The following is a 23,919-nucleotide window of genomic DNA, read 5'->3' as shown; positions in this document are numbered from 1 at the left end:
CCTTTTATTTTTGTCTGATTGCGCCTTTATTACGTACGTAAGTCTGTCGGTTTACACCCATAAGCTCTTCGACTTCGCGTTTCGTCATGTCTTTTGTTTTTCGTTTTTTTGGTGGTTTAATAGCTGGCGTCTTTTTCATAGTTCCTCCTTCAAATAAAAAAGCACATTACAAGTTACTATGTAATGTGCTCTCGGTTTTTCCGATAAGCTGTTTATAATTTTTCTGTAATTGTTACCTCTTCATAAACTGGCTTTTCCTGTTGCCAAGTTATAGTTTGCTTTCCAAAACCCGAAGAAACTGGTGTAACCTTTTTTATGTGGCCATCTTTCACCACATATGTAGCGTTGTCTGTTAAATCAATGGTAGCCGTCCAATCTTCTTGATTAATTTTCATGTGCTCCCCCCTCATGCAAGTATCCAATCCTTGTCCTTTAGTTCATGATGTTTAATTTTTCTTTTCTCTATCAAACAACCTATGATACTTTCATAGTCTGATAATCTAGTAGGTTCTTCTGTAATATCTAGCAGCCACAGTTCTTCGTCTATCTTGCATACAATCCTATCCGTGCTTGCGCTAACTGCTATTAGCGAATTGGTTAAACCGCATTGCTCGCATAGCTTATGGTAATAATTCAAATCGACATCAGCCACTTGTTTAAACAAATCCATTTGAATATTCATGGTGACACCTTATTTATTGTGATCTGTAAATGCGATAGCTCCACCAAAACCTAAGCAAATGCAAATCCAGAAGATAAACCACGATGTCAGTACAGGGTGATCAAAAAAGATTTCCAAGATCATCTCCTCCTTTTTGATTATTTTTTTAAATCTTCTTCTTTGACAAAAACGCCATTGACCATTTCACCTTTTCGGTCTTCTATTTCGTTGTAAGCTAATTGGATACAATCATTGAAATCTATATTTAGTTGCATAGATAAAATCTTTATAACTACAAATACATCTCCAATGGAATCCATTACAACGTAAGGCTGCTCTTTAGCAAGACCGCCTGCAAGCTCTCCTACTTCTTCTATGAGCTTTAACATTTGTTTGCTAGGATCAGCAGTATCTAATCCTCTTTCCGTTGCCCAATGCTCAATGTTGCTTTCGAGTCTATTTAACCTTTGTTCCATTACTTAGCCCTCCTATTAATTTCTTGAGCACCCCTGTTGTGATGCGGATGCGTTAATGTGTATCTGTGACCACTGACATCAATTACAGTAGGGACACCGTTCTTTGTTTTAGCTATTGTTACGACTGGACGATAACGATCACCCTTGTGTCTATCTTTAGTCATAACAAACCTCAACCTCCTCATTGCACCTGAAATGTTCATCAACTATAGCTTTAAATCTCTCATCTAATGACTCCCAAGCATCAATATAGCGACTTTGAGTTTCATTCAACTCATCAATACTTTTTTTCTTTTCGTAGTTTAAATAAATACTGACAGCAATAAGTAAACATAGAGCCAAAGTGAATAGGCCATTCATCAGATCTTTCATTGATTACTTGTCTCCTTTGCGAATTTTTTTTATTCAAGGATCGGTCGAGTTTTAATAATCTCTAAAGCTTGTTCTTCACTAAAACCAACTTTTAGTAGTTTGTCATAACGAGCCTTTAACACTTTAGCCTGTACCTCGAATATTTCTATTTGTTCAGGTAAAGTTTCTAAAGCATCTTTTATGCTTTGCTTAATATCAGATTTCTGTTTCTCTATTCGATCAACTTTAATATTAGCTAAAGATATCGGTACTTTTTTGTCTGTCATTAATACTCAGCTCCTTCTAATATTCAAGAGGAAATTATTCAACTTATCTACCACGTAATACAGGCCTATTCTCTGAAAAGATCTATGAAACAACACATACATAATCCGTTTGGCTCTTCTGATAGCACGAGCGCTTTTTTCGATATCACTCATCAGTTTCCATCCTTTCTCTGTTTAATGGGATCTCAATATTTTCGTTCCGAAGAATAATAGTACTTTCTCAATTCGTTAAGTTGCTCCTCAGTTGATGTCTCAGTGTCGTGCAAGATTATTATTCTTGGATCTCTACCTTGTCCGTAGACAAACGCTGCTATTTCTAAAATCCTTGTTGCTTGTTCTGGAGACATTGGAAAGCCTGTTATAGATTTTTCAATACGCTTTTGCTGATTTCTAGTGAAATAATCGCTTAGCTCCATGAAACTATCTCCTTTCAGCACATAATGGGTTTTACACCCTTAGTAGATCTGCGTTGTCGTAAACATTCCCAACGACTTTGCAATATAAGTTCACTGACGATAACAATTGATCAGCCATAAGGTCATTACATTCTGCGTAGTAAGCGCCTTGTTTGAAGTGGACCTTCCATAGAAATTTCTCATCGTCTTTTAAAATGTCACCATTAAATATTCGATTGCTTGTCTTATCAATCAATCCTGTGTAATCCATGAAAATTAAATCCTTATCATCAGTAGGCAAGTAGATGCCGGTTTTAGGAAGAGAATCTTTAGAAAATACAGGACCTTTCCCAAGTTTTATGGATTGTTCGTTATAGGCCAAAGCCATTTTTATCATTCCTGAACAAACACTTTCGCCAAAGCCGTCAGGAAACATTTCCTTGCGAGACTTGCTATAAATCCTATACTTAACCTCTCTCATTGCTTACCTCTCCCTTTTTTGTTGCGCATAATGGGGTTGCTACTTAGTACGTTCCAAGTAATACCTATCGTTATTTATAGACACATAGGGATACATCCGAACACCGTAGACAATCTCACTAGCTAAGAACATACCCTTCGTTAAATCAAAATCGAGATTATCTTCGTACTCCCACTCTATAAGAGCAGTTTTTGACATTTTTTTCTCCTCTCTATTGCGCATAATGGGGTTAATGTGAATCAAGCTTCAGCTTTTTTATGCATTTCATCGATTCGTGAAAGGAAGTCTCGCATCGTTGGTTCAACCTCTTTTTTGTCACATTCAATCATATAATATTTTAAGTTTATACCTATACCTTCTAACCAATCGATACCATATCCACCTTCATAGGCTTTCTGTTCATAACGCTCTAATTTTTCGGCAATATCCTTTGCTTTCACTTTACTTCCAACTCCTTCTTATTTCGTTTAATGTCCGTTATGTGCGCTAACGTTTATTTTTACGCTCTTCTAATTTCATTTTCTGAATCTGTTTTTGTAATTGCTTCTTTCTCATAGGATGTCGTTCATTTTTTTCTTCTATCTCTAGCGAAGCTATTGTTACTTGCTCAACGTATCCACCTTTAAACGCACTCAAAGCGATGTCGTAAATGGAACCATATAATTTACGAAGTTCTTCCAACGTTTCGTTATTCATAAACACACTTCCTTTTGTCCGTTATGCGCACCAACTTAATATTTCCACCAAACTTTTCTTCTGATCGTCACCCCATCCTCTTTATAAATGGCGTAACCTCCACCATCGCAAGTCTTACAACCGAATAAATCTTTACGGGTATCACCATCATTGTTGATTGCTAGTAAGATCATCGGTCGTTTGCATGATACACAGCTATGATCTTGTGAACCTCTCTTCAATGACTTCATCATTTCTTTGAAGCTTTCTACGTCTTTAATTCTTCGGGTCAGAGCCACAATAAACATCATTATTTGAACAATCACTCTAAGACTACAGATGAATAGGACGAGTAATGTAAATAAATATAGTCCCATAAACAACATTGATAATGCTTCCATGCAGCACCTTCTTTCTAAACTCAATCTAATTCATCAATTCGGTGACTAATCTCCCTAAAAACAGTTGCAAGATGTATTACCTTGATTGCTTCTGGAACATTGGTGCTGGTAGTGGCATCCCATTGTTCTAAGCATTTCAGCAAGAATTCTTTTTCGTTTTCTTTTCCGGTGAACTCAACAAACCTCATTCATACCACCTCTTATATTCTATTCCTGGGCATGGAGAACATCGGCTTACGCATCAATACCTGATCTCGCATAATCAAGTTAGGTATGCGAGCAGTCTTTAATCGTTTGAATTGGAGGTTTTCAAATGATCTATCCTGATTGTTTGCTTCTTGTAGTGATTTGAAAAAATCTTTAATGCCATTTACAAAACTTAAAACGGTTTCTCTAAACATTGAACCGATCTCTCTAACGACATTCATTAATGCTTCAGCAGCCTTTTTTTTGATCATGGCTCTTGTATACATTTGCTCAATCATGATCTCCTGTTCAATCCACATCATGTTGTCATTCATGATTTCACATTCAATCTGCATAAGCTTACGCCCGTCTGGATACACACAAGTAATCATAATTACCTCCTAAGAAAATAGCGCCAACCGATGAGGTCGGCGCCTGATTGATTAAACGATCAACTTAATGCTGCCTTTTTCAATTTCTTCACTTAGCTGACCTCTAAGGTAAGTAGCAATATCTTTCATAGCATTTAGCTTCCAAGCACCACCGTCTGCTTCAAACAAGGCACATTTTGGACCAGACTGCATTCTAAATACAAAGTGTGATTCTGGTTGTTTAATCTCTAAGAAAGTCCTGTAAGGAGCTAATGTAACAGGATTCGGAACAATTGCCGTACCTACTTGGGCTACACCTGTCTTAGCAGTAACGGATTGAGTTATACCGTCGTCTCCATATTCATTTACTGATTCTTCTTTAACGTTGCCTACAAGTCTAAGCATTGAATCTCGATCATCATTTGCTACAAAAACAGATTGCAATTTAATGTTGAATGACTCTACATCATAATAATGATCAAAATTAAAGCTAGGTGTTAACGCGTTAGCAACAATAAATGTATTTCTTTTAGCATCTTGATTGACTGCATCAAATAATTTAACCGTCTGTGGAGAAACAACATGAATCATTAATGGGTTTTTACTATCAAATTCAGATTGGATGTAATCTACTAGACCACTTAATGTATTAACCTCTAATGAATTCACTCTCGGTAGTTCAACGGGATATAACGTTTCTGGAGTGTAGTGCCTACCTTCAATCACTTGTGCTTCTTTATTTCCTAGATCCACGATGTATTTAATTGCTTCTTTAATCATTATTTAGCCCCCTCAGAAGTTGTTTGTTTAGTGCGGAAATCATATACTTTTTCTCCTCGATCATCATAAACACCGTCTTCCTCCATATACGTTTGTCCTCGTACACCACTCTTCAATTCAGCGCCAGTGATCTTGCCGTTAGAGTCACGGTCAATAATCATCTTAAATGCTGCTTCTTCAGCAGGAGCAAGCTTAGACTTGACCTCAACTAAGGTATTACCAATGTTTCTTTCCTTATCTCCTGAAATTTTTAAAGTTGCTGTGATGGTACGCACCTTAGACGGATCAGTGTTAGGGTCTGCAATATTACTTAACACCTTTAACATTTCTTGATTCACACGTTCAGTTAGTGCTCCACCAGCCAACTCTTCTAAATTTACAATTCTCTCAGCCAATCTCAACGCCTCCTGTAGATTCTTTTTTGATCCTTTCCAGCTCCCTAACCTCTGGAGCCCTTACAAGCTCAACCTCTAATTCTTCTAGCGTTAATGCAGTCAGTGAGCGCTTATCGCGAGACTCATAGATTTGCATTTTTTGTAGCTCAGCAATTATGCAAGCCTTACGTAAATTAGCCAACTTCCCATCCCTCCTCATGCCTGAATTTATACCCCATCCGATGCGTATATGCCTCAATCTCTTGATTTAAAAATGGGTACTTTTTTAAAACAAAATCTATATTTCGGTGGTTGTGATCCATCCGTAATACCTTTCGCTCAAATACTAAATATTCGATCAAACCAGCGATAGGAGCCATGCCTCCACCTTCTAAAATAGCTTCATAGTATTGTGCAATTGTCCAATTTGCTATCTCTTCAGGAACGTCAACTCTATTCTTTTCGTCGATCATGATGCATACCGCCGTTCGAGATTCACGAACTTGTTATACTCTCTGATATAAGCCAGTTCTACAGTACCTACAGGACCCTCACGCTGTTTCGCAATGATGATCTCAATAATGTCCTTCTTCTCGGACTCTTTGTCATAATAATCATCACGGTAAAGGAACAGAACATTATCAGCATCTTGCTCGATGCTTCCTGACTCACGTAGATCCGAAAGCATTGGTCGTTTATCTTGTCGCTGTTCTACGCCACGAGATAACTGCGATAAAGCAATAACAGGGATGTTTAAATCCATTGCCATATTTTTAAGAGCACGACTGATTTCAGAAATTTGTTCATTCCGATTAACCTTGTTAGAAGTCGGTGTAAGTAGCTGTAAATAGTCAATGACAACAAAATGCTCTTTATCCGGATGTTGTCTCATCAACTTTTTAGTATTAGCGTAGATTTGAGCAACTTTGACATTCGATGCTTCATGGATGTACATGCTTTGCTTATTAATAGCAGCCGTAGCATATGAAAGCCTCTCCCAATCACTTGCTTCGAAATAATCTCTAGGATTTCGCATTTTCATAGAGTCTATATTGCCTTCTGCGGTTAACATCCGTATAACGAATTTCTTTTCGCCCATTTCAAGAGAATATAGGTGACCAAATGCATCTCGCGACATAAGCGCATTACTTATGTTTATCGCAAAAGCTGTTTTTCCGACAGATGGACGAGCTGCTACAATCGTCAACTCTGTTTTCTTAATGCCATTTGTCATACGATCTAGCTCGCTATAACCAGTAAGTATCCCTTGATCCACAACCCCTGATTCTGCATCGTTCCAGATATCTAATAGCACACTTTGTAAATCAAAATCCTTTTGAACATGGTGGGTTAAATTAAGTTGCGTGACTTCGTTAATAAAGCTTTCAAAACTTTCTTTTGAGACATGCTCACTAGATTCTTCTAAGAATGATTGAGCCATCCTTTTCAACTCATTGTGCTTATACGATTCTAATATGAGTCGCTGATAAGTCTCGTGTGATCTAGCAGACGGAACGTGATCTTTTATGCCTCGCCAGTCCACTTGACTCATAGCACCAGGAGGGAGATAAGCACTAATTGTAGCTAAGTCTACTTTTTCATTCTCAGCAACGATTTTTGTGATTGCTTCAAAAATGTGACGATGCATAACCGAAATATGCTTATGCTCAATGGTGAGTTCTTTGGCTACATCGGGATCTTTTAATATGGCACCCAAGAGCAACTTCTCGGCTTCGGTGTTTTGAATTTGTTCTACCACGTTTACCCCTCCCTAGCAGATAATATTTCCCTAATGCGCAGTTTCTGCTCTTCACTAGGTCCCTGTGAAGCGTTAGACTTCCAATGCTCGTATTTCTGCAATGGATTCTTGTTATGCTCAGGGCGCTCAACTCGCTTCAAGTCGCCAATTCCTGGAGCAAACTTGTTAACAAGGATATAGGCGTCTAACCGTCTAAAAACATCTGCTGCTGTTTGATCTTTCATTTGTCTAAGCCATAAATTAAAGGTCGTTTCCGTTTGCTCAATCTTATTTGGATAAGCTGCATTAATTTGTTCTAAAAGCTCTACAACCTCATTCCTTGTCACTAGGATCATCCCCTTTTTTAGCAAATTGAGCGAAACCTCCAGTTGACTTTTTATTTTCTGGTACCTTCTCGTTTAGGTAACCTTCGAACTTATTACCAAACAGTGTTTCAGGTCTTAAATACAAATTTTTATCTGGATCATTCTTCCACATAGAGACCTTAGTTAGAATAACTTGTTTAAAGTCATCTACGGTGTTTCCTTCTTTGAGTCGCTCTCTTATTAGTTTTTGGGTCTTGGGTGTTGTGTCTTTAAATCCTTTGTCTGCATGATGATTTAGAAAAGACACTATCTCTTTATAAATCTCTGTATAGTAATCTCCGTATACGTGTTTCCCTTTTGGGAAGGAGGGTGTTTCCTTTTTGGGAAGGAGGGTGTTTCCTTTTTGGGAACCACCCCTGACTTTCGTACTAACTGAAATATCCCTCACTTTATCCGGGTTAATGTCAATGAACATCACGTTACTTAGGTTCTTTCGGTTGACCACAATATTTCTAAATTCACGCTTGATGAGCCCCTTATTTTCTAGTCTTATAAGAGCTTCACGAATTTGTTTTTCGGAAAGACCAAACTGTTCCTCAAGGTGAGCATAAGATCTCTGAAGCTTGTCCGATTTAAATTTCATGCGGTAACCGATGAACTCACCCGTTATTTCATCTTTAACGGGAACAGGACGATACCAATAAACAAATTCAGACAACAATATCATCGAATGCACATCTGGTTTACCAGTGTCCTTTTTAAGCTCCTTAAACCAAGAATGAGGTATAACGTTCCCGTCTAAGTTGATGCTGAGCATTTTGTCTATTAACTCTTGTTGATCCATAAACATTACTCCCCTTTACGACTCTCCAACTTTGGCGAGTGGTTATAAACCCTTGTCGTTATTGACTCGTTATAATTTGGAGAGTCGATTTATCTATAAAATTTAATGCACGTTGAAAGTCTTTTTCTCGTAGATCGCGATAAGACAACACGCCAAACTCTTTTCTAATTTGCTGATACATTAGAGCAAAGTACTTTCTCCTGGCACTATCTGAAATGTGTCCATATTGCTCGTACACGCGATTTCTAACAGCTACTTGTATCACCCTTTGCTTATCCGATTTGATTGTAATAGCGTCAGTGTATGTAGCCTCTAAATGCTTCATATCCGGCTGGCTACTAGCGAGTTGTTTCACTCGATTGCCGAAGTTTAAAATAAAATCTTCCTTGAGTTCGGCTGCTCTTGATCCTGTATAGCTCATTGCTACAAACACAAATCCTTCGTAGGTCAGATAATACATGGGCATTTCTCGGCCTTGCTTATTCTTGTATACAAACTCTGCAAAATGCTCATTCTTAAACGCCTCTGAGCATTTAATATTACGAATATCTCTTAGCACCTTGTCATGCCCTTTTTCAAAGGCTGCTGCTAATGTGAGCGAATCAGTTACAACCATTCCATCCTTCTCATACACAAGTTCCTGCATCGTTACCTCCCTTCACAGATAGCGAATTTACCGTCTGTTTTAATAAACTTGACCTCTTTATATGACTTGGCTAAATACGCTCTGATACGGTCATTTAAAGGCTCGTTCTGATCGTTAAAACAGTGAGAAGGAAGTAGAATCCTGCGATGTCTAAATAGGTTGTTCACATTGTTCTACCTCCCAAAAATTAATCTTCTGCAAGATAAATGACCATGATCTGTGGGAAAGGTGAGCCAGAAGACATTTGCATATCTTGGATCTCTAGATCTGGATTTTCAATAAAGAAACTATTTACTTGCGAATATGTTCCACAAAACACTCGAACCACTCCACTAACATGATTAAATTGCGTATACTTCTTTTCTTCGAATTTAATTTCTTCCATACTAATTTCCTCCTTCATAATTTTATTTGGTGTTAGCTACACCTTTAGACTCCCGGGCAGGGGAATTAGAAGGGACGCTGGTTGATATCCCGGGAGCCTAAAGGCAAAGCTAAGCTTGCCTTTGTTAATCTGTTACGGTATACTTGTCTTAGGTTGTTGACATTGTTCTATCTAAAAATGCTGATCGTTCACGCGGTCAGTATTTTTTTGTGCTTTTTTAACGGGTGATTATTTTCTTGGTGTTGCAAACGCGCAATGTCGATTTTATTCGCGATATTAAGTAAATGCTGACGCTCTTTCTTAAAGCTTTCTTCACCGTATTCTTTATACAATCTGACATATAAGCGTTTTAATGCTCTCGCAAGCAAGATCATTTCCATGCTATCTAACTCAGCGTTGTTACGTTGGCTTTTAAGCTTGTTAAATGCAATTGACAAGCATTTATCCTCTGCACCAGCTTTGACTTGTTCTAGCGCCACTGCGTTAACTACATAATCAATTTTTGACTTCGAAAAACCCTTAAACGGTTGCGTCTTCATAAGTGCCTCCTCATAGTAAAATGATCAATCCAGTCACTAACTTTGATAAAACTTCTATGACTGGTTGCAATGTAGTAATGTCCATTCCTAATGTTGCAGCCACCATCAAATCTTGTGCGTTGGTCAACTTCATCCATCTAACAAAGTCATTAACCTCAATCGCTTGTTGGTCGCGTTCCATTTTGACAACGCTGCTTCGGCTACGGTGCATAAGACTAGCCATGTACTCTTGTGTGAAGCCTGCTCGTTTTCGAGCTTCCTTCATGTATGCTCCAAACTCCAATTCAATCCACCCCCTCTATGTTCGTGATACGAACAGTTCGTGAGAGTGACCATAAAACAGAAACAAATGTTCTATAATAAGGGTACATACTCATTAGACAGCCTTTTCTTTCTTCGCCTTTTCCTGGTCCTTCTTGATCAGGCGTGGCACTGTAGTCTTCGCAAAATACTTCGCAACATTTCTCAAAGCTTCTTTACTTGGCTTTTCCACTGCAATACCTCCTCTCGCCCGGGTAACTCCGGGCCAATTACCTCAATTAGCTTTTCTTTTTCTCTTTGTTGCTGTTTTAACAACATTCAAGCTAAAAAAATTTTCTATTTTACAATTTAATTCTTTTGCTAGTAGTGGCAAGTGTTCGGCCTTAAAGGAATAGTCACCACGTTCGTATTTCATATAAGTAGAAGCATTCTTGAAACCGAGAGAAACAGCCATTTCTTGTAGAGAAATTTGTAATTCTTTTCGTCGGTTCTTTATATAAATAAGGTTAAATGTTCTCATTATGTCCTCCCTTCTTGTTGTTATATCAGCAACTTAACTAAAGTATAATTTGTTGTTTTAGCAAAGTCAACACTTTTGTTGCTATTTTAACAAATATTATTTTTTCTGATATAAATAAATGATATTATTAAACTGTTGCCAATATAGAAAAGTGGTGTTAATAATGAGCCGAATTAAAAATAATGTTAAGCAATTAAGAAAGCATCATAATCTTTCTTTACGTGAGCTCTCCGAAAGAGTCAATATTAATTACAGTGTAATAAGTCGAATAGAATCTGGATCTAGACCACTATCAGATAATGAAATAAATGTTTTCGCTAATTTTTTTGATGTATCTGCTGATTATATTTTGGGGCGTTCAGATGAACCTGATCCTTTAAAACCTCAAAGCAAAGATGAGAGCCTATTCTTCTTCGATGAAGAGAACTTAACGGAGGAAGAATTAATTGAGCTAAAGAAGCATCTAGAGTTTTTAAGATATAAGGCAAGACAGATGGAAGAAGGTAATTAATATGTGCGTATTTACGCACTATTTTTTTAAACAAATTTAATGGAGGGATATGTATGGAATACCAATTTGAAGTAGAAGGGTCTAAGGGTGATCTATATGAAGTCATGTTTTTAATCAACAATAATGAATTGACAGGAAGGTGTACATGTAGAGCTGGCCAATCAAAAACGTTATGCAAACACTTATTAAGTAAAATTAATCCTGAAACATCAGAAGAGATTGAATTTATTCAAGCAATTAAAGATACCGACACATATGATGTTATTTCAAACTTTTTTGAGAACTTCAATGCTCAAAAAAATCAAGACAAGTATTTTAAGTTGCCTAAAAATATTAAAAGACATATTAACAAACAAGAGGAAGTAGATGAGATACTAATTGATGGTGGTTATCTAATGTTTATTTATAATTTGCGCACGACTTATGTATTTGATATGAATAAAAAGTGTCTTGGTAAAGTAGAGAATAATGATTTAAATTTCTCTAATTATCATTCAAAGTTTCATTTCATTCTTAATAAATTGAATGCAGAATTTTTCTTTTTGCCAGATAGCGAAGTAGCTAAAGACATTAATAACGATTTTGATAATCGGCGAAACAAAGCAATCCTCTCTTACCACATCTTCTCCTGATAAAACCCACCTCTTTTTCCGATTTTTATCATTTCGCTTGATTATACGAACATTTGTTCTTATAATGTAAAGAAAAAGAGGTGAACCCCATGAAATATTACCCAACAGACGTTGAAAAGTGGATCTCCGCAAAGTATAAAAGTCTCTCTATTCAACAACCTACCGATATTGACTTAGATTTAATCGCCAAACACTTCAACATTTTCTTAACTCACAAACCAACTAGATCTATTGCCTTTCTAAACACAAGATTAAAGTCGATCAATCTTGATCCTAACTTTAGTGAAGAGGAACAAAGAGAAATTTTCTTTCATGAGCTTTGTCATATCCTCAGACACGTTGGTTATCAGAGTAAGACGATAACTAAGATGATGAAAGAATTGCAAGAATGGGACGCTAATCGTTTTATGAGTTATGCTGCTATTCCATTCCATTTGTTAAAAGGTTATGATCTGAAGCATCCTAATGTACATCGTGAAATTGCTCGTGATTTTGGTGTCTCTCCAAAATTGGCGAGACTTCGCGTGAACAGAATTATCGAACAGGCTTCTGAACAATCAAGAATTAGAGGTGTGCTATGAGGACTGGTATTTACATCCGTGTATCAACAGACGAACAGGTTAAAGAAGGATTTAGTATACGAGCTCAGCATGAACGATTAAATAACTTTGCTGACTCTCAGGATTGGTCTGTGGTTGATTATTATATTGAGGAGGGCGTATCTGCAAAGGACACGAAGCGTCAAGAATTGAATCGTCTCATGAAGGATATTGAGGATGGAAAGATTGATGTTGTGCTTGTATATCGCTTAGACAGACTCACACGATCCGTGAGGGATTTATATGAACTGCTAGATTTCTTTGAGCGCTATAATTGCAAATTTAAATCAGCAACAGAAGTCTACGATACAACTACGGCGATGGGCAGGCTTTTTATTACGCTTGTCGCCGCACTCGCACAATGGGAACGAGAGAACCTTGGTGAGCGTGTAAGAATGGGCCAGGAGAGAATGATTGAGGAGAAACAGTATCCTGGTGGTCCTCCTCCTTTTGGGTACTCATACAATAAAGACACTAAACAATTAGAGGTCGATCCGGTTGAAGCTAAAGTGGTAGAGAAAATGTTTGATTTGTACTTTGATGGGTTTGGAGAACAAAGAATAGCAGACAGGCTCAATGAGCAAGGCTATAAAACGAGACGAGGAAATAATTGGCGCGCTAAAGCTGTAAGAGATACTTTGAAAAGGACATTGATGACCGGGGAATTTTCTTGGGGTGGGAATATGTATAATGATTATACAGATGCAATAATCCCTAAGGAGCGTTTTGAGAGTGCAATGAAATTAAGGACAAGTAGGAGAGGAGCCCATCCGCGAACAATCAGGTCCAGCTACCCCTTCTCTGGGTTTGCGCGTTGTGCGCGTTGTGGTGCGCCGATGAAAGGTCATTCGAAACATGGAAGAAAGAAGTTAGATGGCACTGCTCCCTTCTATCGTACTTATATATGTACTAGAAAACGTGACGGCTGCACATCTAAACAAATTAACGAAGAAAGCATTGATCGTGAGCTTCTAAAAGAAATCAGAAAGCTTTCGTCGGAGTACAGGGAGATTAGTGAAGATAAGTCGCTCATTAAACGCGAGGATGATCATACACAGGAATTAAAGCAGTTAACACGGGAATTGAATAAAGTACAAGGGAGACGTAAAAAGTGGCAAGTCGCGTATGCTGAAGGAGTTATATCACTCGATGAGTTACGATCTCATACAGAAATGGATCAAGAGGCATTATCAAATTTAAAAATGTATATATCCAAATTAGAAAGCAAAAGTATGCAACTTGATTATAGAAGTATGGCCAATGTTTTAGCTGACTTCGAAAGAAACTGGATCGAGTTAGATCACATGGAAAAAAAGAGTATGCTCTCTATGCTAATTAAAAGCTTTGATGTAGATTCAGACGATCTTAAACCTCACAAAGCGCGAGAGAGGAAAGTTTGGGTGAGCAATGTCGAGTTCCATTGATTATGATATGTCTTACTACTACTATAGGAGGTCCAATCGTTGGCGCCATCATTGCGGCAATTCCCCATACCCCTGTCGCGAGTCCGCGTTCGTTTTTAGGGAACACTTCGAAAATAAGCGCGAGTGACAGTGGCATCATCACGCCACCTCCGATTCCCTGCAGGCCTCGGAATGTAATGAGAGATGGTAGATTCCAAGATAGAGAGCCTAGTACGGATCCGATGGTAAAGATCGTAAGTCCGATCAAAAAGAGTTGCTTTTTACCGATTTTATCTCCGAGGTAGCCGGTTAGCGGCATCGTCATCCCCATTGTGACCATAAAGATCGTAATGACCCAGCCCGTTGCAACGGCATCGGAGTCAAAGACGCGCATTAGCTGTGGCACGGCGGGATTTAGCATACTGTTATTTAATATGATGGTGAATGTTCCGAGTAGAACGGAAATGACAACGAGCCATTTCTGTGGGATTTTAGCCATGGTGTTCTCCTTTTTTGAAGTTGGTTCGCGGTGGTGATGGTTTGGTTAGTGCTTATATAAGTGTGTTTAGATTGAAGGTTTCTTTCGAGTTCCGAATCAGTAATATTCCTCTATCATACCATGTTGGGGTGAAAGTTGCTTACGAGGTGTTTGGTTTACTTGCTAGATGAATAACTGCTAACTAATTTAGTGCTTTTAGCTCTTCGAGCTAAGTGAATAAGTGCCAACTTGTTTAGGGCGTCTAGCTCTTGGAGCTAGACCTTATTTAGATGCCGAAGTGCCAATCTGTTACTTTCGGTTTTGGTAGAGTATCAGGTTTGAGTCGTCAGCTCTGCGGACACTCTACGACATTAGCAGGGTCTAGGTCTGAGCCTCCTCGTGCTGCAGGAGTCGACTGTCGTCTCCTCCTAAACGCATCTCTGTGGGGTCTCATCCCTAGCCAATTCCTGCTAATTGTCTCCGAATGTCCTCCGAGTCTGCCGCCTCTTGAGCTTCTATTGGGGAATGCCAGATTACTTAGAGATGTTCATGATAGTTTGTGTTTCCATTTTGCTTTCTCGTCACTTCTACCACGGTTCGCATCACAACTGGCAATTTTCTCTTCATTTCATTACCGCTTCTCTTCACAACGCAAACCGTTCGCTTCACTTCTTACTTGCTCGTCATTTCTACCACGTTTCACATCACAACTAGCAGCTTTCCCTTCACTTCGTCACCGCTTCTCTTCACAACACAAACCGTTCGCTTCACTTGTTTCTTCGTGCGCTCTTTTATAAGTGGCAGTTGAGCAACTGATGGTGCCTTACTGATGGACTGTGAAGGGAAAGAGAAAGTGAACGTATCAATCCATTTACCGTCGCCGTAGGTGCTCCGAAGCGGCGGGCGCGTATTACCAGTGGTAGCACTTACGCGCGGCGAAAATCCTTTCGCACGTCCCCTGGACGGGCGAAATAGTTGAGCAAGCCACCACCGGTAGTTGCGCCCGCCGCGCAGGGGCACCGAAGGTGACAGCACTTGACCTTGACCTTGATCTTGCTCTTTCCCTTAACCCCAAACAAAAAAGCCCGAACCACATAGGCTCGGACCCTCCCTTAATTCGACGACAACGGATAGTGCTTTAAGAAATAAACAAGTGACTGCAACTCTACCGACAGATCAATATGATGCACACGAACATCGTCCGGTACAGACAGTCTCGCTGGAGTGAAATTCAGAATACCCTTGATGCCAGCTTCCACTAGCTTCTCCGCAATCCCCTGCGCTGCACTTGATGGGACCGTTAAGATTGCAACGTCTAAGTTCCCTTCAATATGACGCTTTAAATCATCAAAATGATGTACAGGTACATCGCCAATGACCGTGCCGACTGTATTTTCGTCCACATCAAAGGCCATCTCAATGCGTGTGTTATTGCTCTTACTGAAGTTGTACTTTAAAAAGGCTGTGCCTAGGTTACCGACGCCGACGAGTGCTACTTTTGTAAGCTCGTCTTGATCGAGTGTTTTGCGGAAAAAGGAGAGGAGGTAATTGACGTTGTAGCCGTAGCCCTTCTTCCCTAATGCGCCAAAGTACGAGAAGTCGCGGCGAATGGTGGCCGAATCGACCTTCACCGCTTCACTTAATTCAGACGACGACACTCTCGTTTTGCCTGACGTCTGGAGTCCTTCAAGAAATCGATAGTATAACGGCAGTCGCTTTGCCGTTGCCTGTGGAATTTTCGCTTGATCCATATCCATCTTGTATGCCCCCTGTAATAAAGCTTTTAACATTATATAAGTAAAACATTAGCCTGCTAGGTTGATAACGCTTCCAATCTTTTAAGTGACAAATAGCTTACTAAAGTAAGCATCCTATCTAGCAGTATATATGTAATAACCTTCACAATCCAGTTTTTTGCGATATTTCCGCAGTCACGTTCTATTCTACACTATTTTGTGTCCCTGTGCAGAGATCTTGGTCATTGAATAGTTGCCAGAGGCACAACACTTCCTGTACGCTTAACGTAGACTATAACGTGAGGATGACCTAGCTATGATTTTATTACAGTGCGCTCAGCTATCCAAATTCTTTGGATCCGAGCAAATTTTATCAAATGTGAAATTGGAAATTAAAAGTCGCGAGCGCGTGGCACTTGTTGGTCGCAACGGCGCCGGCAAGTCCACCCTCTTAAAGGTGATCGCCGGTGAGATGAACTATGATAGTGGCACGCTCATGATTCCAAAGGAGACCACGATCGGCTATCTCGCTCAGGACAGCGGCCTCGAGACCTCCCGCTCGATCTGGGATGAGATGCTCACCGTCTTTACCGAGGTGAGAAACATGGAGAAGACGCTTCGCAAGTTAGAGGAGCGAATGAGCGATCCGATGCAAGAGGACTATGAAAAGATTTTAAAGGAATATGACCAGCTTCAGCTCGACTTCCAGGCTCGTGGAGGGTTTCAATATGAAGCTGACATTCGCAGTATTTTATCAGGACTTCACTTTACTTCGTTTGATTATGATACACCGGTTGAGTCTCTTAGTGGAGGGCAAAAAACGCGCCTTGCTTTAGGAAAGCTTCTGCTCTCTAAGCCGGACCTGCTCATTTTAGACGAGCCAACAAACCATTTGGACATCGACACGTTGACGTGGCTAGAAGGCTATTTGTCCGCTTATGACGGAGCTGTTTTGATTGTTTCTCACGATAGATACTTTTTAGATAAGGTTGTAGGGGTCGTGTACGAGCTGTCGTTCCGCCAGACGCGCCGATTCGTCGGGAACTATTCATCGTATTTAGATGAGGCCGCGAAGCTTGAGGAGCAGGAGTGGAAGCTGTTTGAGAAGCAGCAGGGTGAGATTAAGAAGCTCGAGGATTTTGTGCAACGTAACTTGGCGCGTGCGTCGACGAGTAACCGTGCGAAGAGTCGTCGTAAGCAGCTTGATCGTATGGAGCGCATGGATCGGCCGCGGTCGGACGATAAGTCTGCGCAGTTCTCGTTTGGGATTACGAAGCAGACGGGTAATGATGTCATGAAGATTGATAGCCTCTCACTCGGGTACACGGATGAGGCGCTTGTGACGAACCTTTCGCTCGATCTATCGCGCGGCGAGAGTTTAGCGCTCATTGGTCCGAACGGGATTGGGAAATCGACGCTGTTAAAGGCGATCGTAAAGAAGTTAAAGCCGCTCGCAGGATCGATTCATTACGGTAGTAACGTGGAAATTGGCTACTACGATCAGGAACAAACGGAGCTCCATTCGTCAAAGACCGTCTTACAGGAGCTGTGGGACGATTATCCACAAACGCCGGAGAAGGATATTCGTACGGTACTTGGGAATTTCTTATTTAGTGGCGACGATGTGCTAAAAAATGTCCAAGATTTAAGCGGTGGCGAGAAGGCGCGTCTTGCACTCTCAAAACTGATGATGCAAAAGGCTAATGTCCTCATTCTCGATGAGCCGACGAACCACTTGGATCTCGATAGTAAAGAGGTGCTCGAGGAAGCCTTGATTAGCTATCCAGGCACGATTATTTTCGTCTCGCACGACCGATATTTCGTCAATCGTATGGCGACGCGTGTAGCCGAGCTCTCGCCAACTGGCGTCACAAGCTATCTCGGCGACTACGATTACTACGTGCAAAAGAAGCTCGAGCAGGCTGAGCTAAAGCGTCTTGCCGAGGAGGAAAATAAGCCGGCGGTTTCAGACGTGCAGGCTACTCCTTCTTCTAAATCCGACTATCAGGAAAACAAGGCGAAGCAAAAGAACGAACGTCAGCGAAAGCGTCGCATTGAAGAGCTAGAAAATGCGATTGAGCAGAAGGAAACGGTGATCGAAGAACTAGAAGCGAAGCTTGTTGATCCGGAGGTATTTGCAGACCATGAGAAGGCTCGTGAGGTGAACGAGCAACTGGAGGCTGCGAAAGCAGAGATGGATGAGGCGTTCGAAGAATGGGAAGCGTTACAGTAGTCAGTCCTTCTGGGCTGGCTTTTTCTTTTGTTTGTCGAATGAATACAGCTCTTCGAGCTGTTATAAGAGCTTAAGTGCCAGACGGTTCATTCTGTTTGTTTTGTGTAGAAGGAAGGAAGAGCCATCAGCTCTACAGACACCCTCGGCATAGGGTCTGACCTTATGCCTCCTCGTCGGCAGGGCGCGGCTGTCGCCTTACCCTAAACGCCTTCCTGTGGGGTCTTAAGTGCCAGCCTATTCCTATGGATTGTCTTCAGGTGTCTTCCGAGTTTGCCGGCTTGGTGCTTCTTTTAAGGGTTTAGTAAAAATGCTAGTGAATAATCTAACTTATCGAGAATTTGAAACAGCTTTTTTATCAGCAAGTGTCTTTTTTAAGAACAAGGACAAAAAGATAGTCCCTAGTATGTTCGAGAAGACACTAGCACTCATTGTGATGAGCCAAAGTGTTGAATCAGATATATTGGATGCGATCACTAAAAGAAGCATGCCCGTTAGGACAAAGACATTTCCTATTAACAGTTTGTTCATGCCACTCACTCTCCTACTTAGATGATTTGACAATTGTTTGTTTTCTGTAATAATTGGATAATATTATCTACGTGAGTGACAATGGAAGAGTTTCATTCGACGTTTGCAATCAAAGGAGGAATTTATATCAAGTATATTTGGTTGTTACTTACGCTTGTTCCGCTTCCGTTTTTAGTATTTTTCGTTGATATTGTTTTAGTGGATAGAGGTATAGAGCTGTTTTATGTAGTTGCTATTGTTGCAATAGGGTTGATTATTGTTATTGGTGGATTATCGTCGCGAGTCTTTATACTCCACGTCGTAATTGCGAATTTATTAACGATCATTCTTTCCTTATTTTTAGCTGTGTCGTTTTTAGTGCCACCTAATCCATCTTGGTTTAATCCTTTTACAATGGAAATGGTTGTTCTGCTCACGGGGATTGCCTCGTTTATTGCACAACTAATTGTTCGCTCGATTTTTAGGGCTTCGCGTAGACAGAGTCGTGTAACTGAAAAGCAGTAATTTGAAGCCATCGATTTAAAGATTCATGTAACTTTAGTTCTCCCCCTTTCGACTAATAGATAAAGGAGTGAGAGCATGAGATTTGTGATTACGTTTCTACTAGCATGTTTATTTTTAGCTGGTTGTTCAAATACAAGCGAAAATCAGACGAATATCCCTTCTACCTCTGAGATTACTGCTGAGAATTCGAGTGAAAATACCGATACCAATGTAGACACTAGATGGGGTAGAGATGACGAAGAGAGCTTACCAACATTTGAAGCGGAAGTAACTGGTGAGATCGTGCGATCAAGAGGTGGAGGTGGGGATTCACTATTAATAGAAGTCATTGATGGTGCAACCGCAGATATGGGAAGGTCTAAAGAATTCATCGTCAAATTTGATGAGGAGAACACCGCTGCAGTGGTTCTTAATGAAAATGGAGACGAGATTGGAATGGAAGACATTAAAAGAGGCGACAGAGTAAAAATTACACGTGAAATTAGAGGTCTTGAAAGTAGCGAACCTCTAGGAATGTATGTACACAAAATAGACGTTCTCTCCACAAACACTGAGCCTGATTTCCCTCCTTTTCAAGCAGTTATAAAGGAAACATATGAACAATCAGGACCATTAATTGAAGCTGCTGAAAATCAACAATGGACAGGTGAATTCTCTATTGATATAAGTAATGGCGTTATTGTGGATAACAATCGAGAGCAAATTGAATTAAACGATTTACGGGTCGGCGATATGATACAAGTAACCCCGGAGCACGATGGATTAGCAGAGATGCTACCTCCGATCATGTATACAAAAGAAATAAAAGTTTTAGAATCTAATGAGTAATAGCGTATGATGCTTTTAATAAGCAAAAAAGCTCATATTAATTAAAAAATTCTTAAAAGTGTGGACAACTTTTTCCTTCGAACGGTTCAAACAGTTCTTATCCGACAAAATAACATAAAAAGAATGCATGTTGAGGGACAAGGGAGACCTAAGTCTCCCCCTAAAAACTGCACTCTCATGGTTATCCACTGAATTTTTTCCTATAATCCACCGTTAAATACACAAAAATATGCTTATTTTCTGACATATCCACATTATCCACAGAGATATACACAGAAAAATGCCCATTTAACGCCATATTCATATCTTATTAACAATTCCACGACTTATCCACAAATTATTTATTAACACGACAAATTCTTTACAATTCAACAATATTCGATCTTTTGCACAGGTTGTGGATAACGTTATCCACTCCTACTTAAGGTGTCGGTGTGTGACTATTATTACTGCTTGCCTTCTCAATCGCATTGACGCCCATCACGACCGCAATGAGTTCTTCTGTTGTTAAGTAGTCTGATTCATTGACAAGCTTGTATGACGGCGCAGAAAAAAAGCCGCTTACCCGATCAAAGATGGCAACTGTTTGTTCGTCCGTATCCTTAATCGTATAAGAGCGCGAGAATGCTGGAGCAGAGATATCATACTCACCCGTTGATGTCGTATATGTGTAGCGCTTTTTAGAGAACGAGAGCGCGTATTTGACCTCGCCTACCTTCGTACCATCCTCAAGCTTAATACGCCATTTCATCGAGAAGAATGGGAAAGCCGCTTCTAGCACATTTCCTTCCTTTGTTTCAATGCGTACGCTTGAAGAGAAAGCCCCCTTCAAATCGAGCTCTCCAACACGCTCTTTATCCTCGTTAAAAATATCTGTTTTGCCTGATGAGAAAAAATTATCACTGAAATAGACCGTTCTTTCCATAAGAAAGCTCCCTCCTTTTTTTATATATACGGAGGAAGCAGGAAAAATGTTTCAAATTTAGTCTATGTTCGACAAATCATGCTACTTAAGGTCAAGACCTGGTTCACCGTTTAAGCGATCATCACTTCTGCGACCTTGTTCAAACGCAATCGCACCTGCTGCTGCAATCATCGCAGCGTTATCCGTGCATAAGGACAGTGGCGGGATTGTTAGCGTAATTCCTTTATCTAAACAGGCATCTGTTAACGCTTTACGTAGACCTTTATTTGCCGCTACTCCACCTGCAACTAAGAGACGATCTACTCCCTTTTCTTCCACAGCACGCATCGTCTTTGTTACTAACACATCGACGGCTGCAGCCTGAAAGCTCGCCGCAATGTCCTCCTGACGAAGCTCGATTCCCTTTTGCTTCGCGTTGTGCAACGTATTAATAACTGCAGACTTTAAGCCACTGAAGCTGAAATCGTACGACCCGTCCTCAAGCCACGCACGTGGGAGATCAATTGTCTCCTCCCCTTCTGCTGCAAGTCTATCAATATGAGGTCCTCCAGGATACGGTAGACCAATCGTACGCGCAACCTTATCGTACGCTTCGCCAACAGCGTCGTCCCGAGTTTCCCCAATAATCTCGTAGGAGCCATGCTCCTGCATATAGACAAGCTCTGTGTGACCGCCGGAGACGACAAGCGTCACGAGCGGGAAGGTTAGCTCCTCTATAAGATGATTCGCGTAAATATGACCGGCAATATGATGCACGCCGACGAGCGGAATGTTGCGAGTAAACGCCAGCGCTTTGGCTGCGTTCACGCCGATCAGCAGGGCACCAACTAGACCAGGCCCCTCCGTCACCGCAATCGCATCCAGATCGCTAAACTCCGCGTCCGCTTCTTGTAGCGCCGCCTCGATAATATACGTCATCTGCTCCACGTGATGACGCGACGCAATCTCCGGCACGACACCACCAAAGCGCTTATGACTCTCGATCTGCGACGAGACCACGTTACTCACAATCTGCCGACCGTCGCGTACAACCGCTGCCGCCGTCTCATCACAGCTCGTCTCAATACCTAATATCAATGATTGTTTATTCATAGCTTCACCCACATCACAAGAGCATCCTCTTGGTTATCCGTATAGTATTGCTTTCTAATTCCACCGTTCTCAAATCCAAACTTCCGATACATCGCCTGCGCCGGCTCATTCGACACCCGCACCTCTAAACTAATCCGCTCCGCGCCAAGCATGCGCGCCATCTCCATCGACCCATGCAACAACGCCTCACCAATTCCCTCGCGACGCATCGAGCTGTGCACCGCGATATTCGTGATATGCGAACTATCCACAATCACCCACAGCCCGCAGTACCCAATTACCTTTTCGCCGTCAACCGCGACTAAATAATACGCATACTGATTCTTCGTAATTTCATTATAAAACGCCTCTCTCGTCCAAGGCGTTGGAAAACTATCGTGCTCAACATCTAATACCCCATCTATATCCGGGATGTCCATAAGACGAATCTGCACATCACTTGCCATCAGCCTGCTCCTGCTGTTGACGCTTTAACCAATTCGCTTCCGCTTCGGCAATCCGTAAATACGTCGGTGTAAATGCATGAATATCCGTAACTGGCTCTCTAGTCGCTCCAATTGCCGCTAAAGCTGCTGCGTGAGACTGCTGGTTGATAGGCTGTGCAATGACCGCAGACGCTAGCTGCTCCCGAATAAGCTCCTCGTGCTTCTCGATATCTGGACTAAAGAACAAGACAGGTTCGTCATAGTCTTTAAGCTTCGTAAGCCATTCTTCATGCATAATAAGCTGGTCTTTTTCCACCTGCTCCACGATGCCGTTTGCCGCACGATAAAGCCCCGTGAATACTTGTCCACGACGCGCATCATAAAACGGCGAAATCAGTCCGTTAAAATAGCGACCGTTTTGCGCTAACATTTCCATACTGGATACACCTACGAGTGGCACACCTAGTGACCATGCCATCGTTTTGGCGGTTGTAACACCTATGCGGACACCTGTATAAGAACCAGGACCCTCTGAGACCACGATGCGGTCGATTTCTTCTGACTTCATATCCGCTTCTTCAAACAGCATACGGATCGCCGGCATCAGCCGAATCGAATGATTCTTTTTATGATGCGTCGTTATCTCCCCACGCAGCCTCTCGTCTTTGACTACTGCCACTGTCATCACAGTGGAGGTCGTATCTATTGCTAGTATATTCATCCTTGCTTAAGCTCCTTTACAATCGCCTCGTACCGCTCGCCAGTTGCTTCAAGACGGATTTGTCTTGCTGTCTCCCCTTCGTACGAAATAAAGAGGGCTAACCGTTCCGTTGGGAGCTGCTCCTCGATCATTTCCGGCCACTCGACGATTGTGACACCTTCTCCTTCAAAATACTCGTCGAGGCCAAGATCCTCAAATGAGTCTTCGAGTCGGTACGCATCCATATGATAAAAGGGTACGTAGCCCCTATATTCCTTCATAATCGTAAACGTTGGACTGTTTACGTTTTTGGTAACGCCTAATGCTTTTGCTAATGCTTTTGTAAACGTCGTTTTACCTGCGCCTAAGTCTCCACTTAAGGTGACAAGATCCCCTGGTTTTAATAGGCCGCCTAATTTGTCAGCGAACGCCTCTGTTTCTCTTACTTCTATTGTATTTAGGTGCCACGTCTCCATTGGCTGTCCTCCCGTTCTGTTTTGCTGCGTCCCTATTATACCAATACCTATAGCGTAACAACAAGCGGGATTAAACAAACAAAAAACAGAAGCGAGGAGGCATGGTTCCTCCTTCGTCTTCTGTCATCGTTGATGCGTTATGTGGTTAGCCC

Annotated in this window: 41 protein-coding genes and 1 pseudogene; 7 read left to right on the top strand and 35 right to left on the bottom strand. The window is 41.1% G+C overall.

Features of this window, described 5'->3' with window-relative positions; all coding sequences use genetic code 11:
- Positions 1-4: 4 nt before the first annotated feature.
- From FLK61_RS20155 to FLK61_RS04160, 27 genes are all read right to left on the bottom strand, one after another.
- Entirely contained in the window at positions 5-139 is a 135-nt protein-coding gene (locus FLK61_RS20155) for a hypothetical protein (RefSeq protein WP_283811884.1), read from the bottom strand.
- Positions 140-212: 73 nt separating this feature from the next.
- Entirely contained in the window at positions 213-395 is a 183-nt protein-coding gene (locus FLK61_RS04285; protein WP_176008281.1) for a DUF3954 domain-containing protein, read from the bottom strand.
- Between the two features lie 11 nt (positions 396-406).
- Positions 407-682 (bottom strand): hypothetical protein, encoded by a 276-nt coding sequence (locus FLK61_RS04280; protein WP_176008280.1) that lies wholly within the window; start codon positions 680-682, stop codon positions 407-409.
- A 137-nt stretch (positions 683-819) separates the two neighbouring features.
- Complete coding sequence (locus FLK61_RS04275) at positions 820-1,137, bottom strand: MazG-like family protein (RefSeq protein ID WP_176008279.1); 318 nt, start codon at positions 1,135-1,137, stop codon at positions 820-822.
- Positions 1,137-1,301 carry a hypothetical protein gene (locus tag FLK61_RS04270; RefSeq protein WP_176008278.1) on the bottom strand — a complete coding sequence of 55 codons (165 nt, stop codon included), beginning with the start codon at positions 1,299-1,301 and terminating at the stop codon, positions 1,137-1,139. The genes FLK61_RS04275 and FLK61_RS04270 overlap by 1 nt, the downstream gene beginning before the upstream one ends.
- Positions 1,294-1,509 carry a hypothetical protein gene (locus FLK61_RS04265; protein WP_176008277.1) on the bottom strand — a complete coding sequence of 72 codons (216 nt, stop codon included), beginning with the start codon at positions 1,507-1,509 and terminating at the stop codon, positions 1,294-1,296. Before FLK61_RS04265 ends, FLK61_RS04270 begins: the two co-directional genes overlap by 8 nt.
- A gap of 29 nt (positions 1,510-1,538) precedes the next feature.
- Positions 1,539-1,775 carry a hypothetical protein gene (locus tag FLK61_RS04260; RefSeq protein ID WP_176008276.1) on the bottom strand — a complete coding sequence of 79 codons (237 nt, stop codon included), beginning with the start codon at positions 1,773-1,775 and terminating at the stop codon, positions 1,539-1,541.
- 185 nt (positions 1,776-1,960) lie between these two features.
- Positions 1,961-2,191, bottom strand: coding sequence for a hypothetical protein (locus FLK61_RS04255; protein WP_176008275.1), 231 nt, complete (start codon positions 2,189-2,191; stop codon positions 1,961-1,963).
- Between the two features lie 31 nt (positions 2,192-2,222).
- Positions 2,223-2,651: a YopX family protein gene (locus FLK61_RS04250; RefSeq protein ID WP_176008274.1), complete on the bottom strand. Its 429-nt coding sequence runs from the start codon at positions 2,649-2,651 to the stop codon at positions 2,223-2,225.
- Positions 2,652-2,690: 39 nt separating this feature from the next.
- Entirely contained in the window at positions 2,691-2,849 is a 159-nt protein-coding gene (locus tag FLK61_RS04245; RefSeq protein WP_176008273.1) for a hypothetical protein, read from the bottom strand.
- 41 nt (positions 2,850-2,890) lie between these two features.
- Entirely contained in the window at positions 2,891-3,091 is a 201-nt protein-coding gene (locus FLK61_RS04240; RefSeq protein WP_176008272.1) for a hypothetical protein, read from the bottom strand.
- A 46-nt stretch (positions 3,092-3,137) separates the two neighbouring features.
- The gene (locus FLK61_RS04235; RefSeq protein WP_176008271.1) at positions 3,138-3,347 is read right to left on the bottom strand and encodes a hypothetical protein; all 210 of its coding nucleotides are present in this window, start codon (positions 3,345-3,347) and stop codon (positions 3,138-3,140) included.
- A gap of 35 nt (positions 3,348-3,382) precedes the next feature.
- Positions 3,383-3,727, bottom strand: a complete 345-nt coding sequence (locus FLK61_RS04230) for a hypothetical protein (protein ID WP_176008270.1) — start codon at positions 3,725-3,727, stop codon at positions 3,383-3,385.
- Between the two features lie 20 nt (positions 3,728-3,747).
- Entirely contained in the window at positions 3,748-3,915 is a 168-nt protein-coding gene (locus FLK61_RS04225; RefSeq protein WP_176008269.1) for a hypothetical protein, read from the bottom strand.
- Positions 3,916-3,927: 12 nt separating this feature from the next.
- Entirely contained in the window at positions 3,928-4,305 is a 378-nt protein-coding gene (locus tag FLK61_RS04220) for a hypothetical protein (protein ID WP_176008268.1), read from the bottom strand.
- 51 nt (positions 4,306-4,356) lie between these two features.
- Positions 4,357-5,064 carry a hypothetical protein gene (locus tag FLK61_RS04215; protein ID WP_176008267.1) on the bottom strand — a complete coding sequence of 236 codons (708 nt, stop codon included), beginning with the start codon at positions 5,062-5,064 and terminating at the stop codon, positions 4,357-4,359.
- Positions 5,064-5,459, bottom strand: a complete 396-nt coding sequence (locus FLK61_RS04210) for a replication terminator protein (RefSeq protein WP_249777678.1) — start codon at positions 5,457-5,459, stop codon at positions 5,064-5,066. Before FLK61_RS04210 ends, FLK61_RS04215 begins: the two co-directional genes overlap by 1 nt.
- On the bottom strand, positions 5,452-5,640 hold the full coding sequence (locus FLK61_RS04205) for a hypothetical protein (protein WP_176008266.1): 189 nt from the start codon (positions 5,638-5,640) through the stop codon (positions 5,452-5,454). The genes FLK61_RS04210 and FLK61_RS04205 overlap by 8 nt, the downstream gene beginning before the upstream one ends.
- Positions 5,633-5,911, bottom strand: a complete 279-nt coding sequence (locus FLK61_RS04200; RefSeq protein WP_176008265.1) for a hypothetical protein — start codon at positions 5,909-5,911, stop codon at positions 5,633-5,635. The genes FLK61_RS04205 and FLK61_RS04200 overlap by 8 nt, the downstream gene beginning before the upstream one ends.
- Positions 5,908-7,197 carry a replicative DNA helicase gene (gene dnaB, locus FLK61_RS04195; protein WP_176008264.1) on the bottom strand — a complete coding sequence of 430 codons (1,290 nt, stop codon included), beginning with the start codon at positions 7,195-7,197 and terminating at the stop codon, positions 5,908-5,910. Before dnaB ends, FLK61_RS04200 begins: the two co-directional genes overlap by 4 nt.
- A gap of 2 nt (positions 7,198-7,199) precedes the next feature.
- Positions 7,200-7,523: a replicative helicase loader/inhibitor gene (locus FLK61_RS04190; protein WP_176008263.1), complete on the bottom strand. Its 324-nt coding sequence runs from the start codon at positions 7,521-7,523 to the stop codon at positions 7,200-7,202.
- Positions 7,510-8,346, bottom strand: a complete 837-nt coding sequence (locus FLK61_RS04185) for a conserved phage C-terminal domain-containing protein (RefSeq protein WP_176008262.1) — start codon at positions 8,344-8,346, stop codon at positions 7,510-7,512. Before FLK61_RS04185 ends, FLK61_RS04190 begins: the two co-directional genes overlap by 14 nt.
- A gap of 58 nt (positions 8,347-8,404) precedes the next feature.
- Positions 8,405-8,992 (bottom strand): Rha family transcriptional regulator, encoded by a 588-nt coding sequence (locus FLK61_RS04180; protein WP_176008261.1) that lies wholly within the window; start codon positions 8,990-8,992, stop codon positions 8,405-8,407.
- Positions 8,993-9,179: 187 nt separating this feature from the next.
- Positions 9,180-9,377 (bottom strand): hypothetical protein, encoded by a 198-nt coding sequence (locus FLK61_RS04175; RefSeq protein ID WP_176008260.1) that lies wholly within the window; start codon positions 9,375-9,377, stop codon positions 9,180-9,182.
- A gap of 188 nt (positions 9,378-9,565) precedes the next feature.
- Complete coding sequence (locus FLK61_RS04170; protein WP_176008259.1) at positions 9,566-9,916, bottom strand: hypothetical protein; 351 nt, start codon at positions 9,914-9,916, stop codon at positions 9,566-9,568.
- A gap of 10 nt (positions 9,917-9,926) precedes the next feature.
- Positions 9,927-10,199 carry a helix-turn-helix domain-containing protein gene (locus FLK61_RS04165; protein WP_176008258.1) on the bottom strand — a complete coding sequence of 91 codons (273 nt, stop codon included), beginning with the start codon at positions 10,197-10,199 and terminating at the stop codon, positions 9,927-9,929.
- Positions 10,200-10,451: 252 nt separating this feature from the next.
- Complete coding sequence (locus tag FLK61_RS04160) at positions 10,452-10,697, bottom strand: helix-turn-helix domain-containing protein (RefSeq protein ID WP_176008257.1); 246 nt, start codon at positions 10,695-10,697, stop codon at positions 10,452-10,454.
- Between the two features lie 163 nt (positions 10,698-10,860).
- Here FLK61_RS04160 and FLK61_RS04155 point away from each other — a divergent pair, with 163 nt between their 5' ends.
- The 4 genes from FLK61_RS04155 to FLK61_RS04140 all read left to right on the top strand — a co-directional run bounded on the left by FLK61_RS04155 (position 10,861) and on the right by FLK61_RS04140 (position 13,863).
- Complete coding sequence (locus tag FLK61_RS04155; RefSeq protein WP_176008256.1) at positions 10,861-11,208, top strand: helix-turn-helix domain-containing protein; 348 nt, start codon at positions 10,861-10,863, stop codon at positions 11,206-11,208.
- 53 nt (positions 11,209-11,261) lie between these two features.
- On the top strand, positions 11,262-11,840 hold the full coding sequence (locus tag FLK61_RS04150) for an SWIM zinc finger family protein (protein WP_176008255.1): 579 nt from the start codon (positions 11,262-11,264) through the stop codon (positions 11,838-11,840).
- An 89-nt stretch (positions 11,841-11,929) separates the two neighbouring features.
- Complete coding sequence (locus FLK61_RS04145; RefSeq protein ID WP_176008254.1) at positions 11,930-12,421, top strand: ImmA/IrrE family metallo-endopeptidase; 492 nt, start codon at positions 11,930-11,932, stop codon at positions 12,419-12,421.
- The gene (locus FLK61_RS04140; RefSeq protein WP_176008253.1) at positions 12,418-13,863 is read left to right on the top strand and encodes a recombinase family protein; all 1,446 of its coding nucleotides are present in this window, start codon (positions 12,418-12,420) and stop codon (positions 13,861-13,863) included. The genes FLK61_RS04145 and FLK61_RS04140 overlap by 4 nt, the downstream gene beginning before the upstream one ends.
- A gap of 22 nt (positions 13,864-13,885) precedes the next feature.
- Here the strand turns inward: FLK61_RS04140 and FLK61_RS04135 are convergent.
- Both FLK61_RS04135 and FLK61_RS04130 read right to left on the bottom strand, forming a co-directional pair.
- Positions 13,886-14,341 (bottom strand): annotated as a pseudogene (locus FLK61_RS04135) (MFS transporter); the annotation flags it as partial.
- Positions 14,342-15,432: 1,091 nt separating this feature from the next.
- Positions 15,433-16,077, bottom strand: a complete 645-nt coding sequence (locus FLK61_RS04130) for a redox-sensing transcriptional repressor Rex (protein WP_176008252.1) — start codon at positions 16,075-16,077, stop codon at positions 15,433-15,435.
- Between the two features lie 295 nt (positions 16,078-16,372).
- On the opposite strand from FLK61_RS04130, the gene FLK61_RS04125 reads away from it, so the two are divergent.
- Positions 16,373-18,289 (top strand): ABC-F family ATP-binding cassette domain-containing protein, encoded by a 1,917-nt coding sequence (locus FLK61_RS04125; RefSeq protein WP_176008251.1) that lies wholly within the window; start codon positions 16,373-16,375, stop codon positions 18,287-18,289.
- Positions 18,290-18,616: 327 nt separating this feature from the next.
- Here FLK61_RS04125 and FLK61_RS04120 read toward each other — a convergent pair whose 3' ends face one another.
- The gene (locus FLK61_RS04120; RefSeq protein ID WP_176008250.1) at positions 18,617-18,817 is read right to left on the bottom strand and encodes a hypothetical protein; all 201 of its coding nucleotides are present in this window, start codon (positions 18,815-18,817) and stop codon (positions 18,617-18,619) included.
- A gap of 81 nt (positions 18,818-18,898) precedes the next feature.
- Between FLK61_RS04120 and FLK61_RS04115 the strand changes: the two genes are divergently transcribed.
- Both FLK61_RS04115 and FLK61_RS04110 read left to right on the top strand, forming a co-directional pair.
- A complete protein-coding gene (locus tag FLK61_RS04115) occupies positions 18,899-19,321 on the top strand; it encodes a hypothetical protein (protein ID WP_176008249.1) in 423 nt (140 codons plus the stop codon).
- A gap of 75 nt (positions 19,322-19,396) precedes the next feature.
- Positions 19,397-20,149, top strand: coding sequence for a putative periplasmic lipoprotein (locus FLK61_RS04110; protein ID WP_176008248.1), 753 nt, complete (start codon positions 19,397-19,399; stop codon positions 20,147-20,149).
- Positions 20,150-20,570: 421 nt separating this feature from the next.
- Here FLK61_RS04110 and FLK61_RS04105 read toward each other — a convergent pair whose 3' ends face one another.
- The 5 genes from FLK61_RS04105 to tsaE form a co-directional block, all read right to left on the bottom strand.
- Entirely contained in the window at positions 20,571-21,074 is a 504-nt protein-coding gene (locus tag FLK61_RS04105; RefSeq protein WP_176008247.1) for an LURP-one-related/scramblase family protein, read from the bottom strand.
- 81 nt (positions 21,075-21,155) lie between these two features.
- On the bottom strand, positions 21,156-22,166 hold the full coding sequence (tsaD, locus tag FLK61_RS04100; protein ID WP_176008246.1) for a tRNA (adenosine(37)-N6)-threonylcarbamoyltransferase complex transferase subunit TsaD: 1,011 nt from the start codon (positions 22,164-22,166) through the stop codon (positions 21,156-21,158).
- The gene (rimI, locus tag FLK61_RS04095) at positions 22,163-22,612 is read right to left on the bottom strand and encodes a ribosomal protein S18-alanine N-acetyltransferase (RefSeq protein WP_176008245.1); all 450 of its coding nucleotides are present in this window, start codon (positions 22,610-22,612) and stop codon (positions 22,163-22,165) included. The genes tsaD and rimI overlap by 4 nt, the downstream gene beginning before the upstream one ends.
- A complete protein-coding gene (gene tsaB, locus FLK61_RS04090; protein ID WP_176008244.1) occupies positions 22,602-23,312 on the bottom strand; it encodes a tRNA (adenosine(37)-N6)-threonylcarbamoyltransferase complex dimerization subunit type 1 TsaB in 711 nt (236 codons plus the stop codon). The genes rimI and tsaB overlap by 11 nt, the downstream gene beginning before the upstream one ends.
- Complete coding sequence (tsaE, locus tag FLK61_RS04085) at positions 23,309-23,767, bottom strand: tRNA (adenosine(37)-N6)-threonylcarbamoyltransferase complex ATPase subunit type 1 TsaE (protein WP_176008243.1); 459 nt, start codon at positions 23,765-23,767, stop codon at positions 23,309-23,311. Before tsaE ends, tsaB begins: the two co-directional genes overlap by 4 nt.
- Positions 23,768-23,919 lie beyond the last annotated feature (152 nt).

This window comes from Paenalkalicoccus suaedae, assembly GCF_006965545.2.
Taxonomy (GTDB): domain Bacteria; phylum Bacillota; class Bacilli; order Bacillales; family Salisediminibacteriaceae; genus Paenalkalicoccus; species Paenalkalicoccus suaedae.
This window is presented reverse-complemented; position numbering and strand designations above follow the sequence as displayed.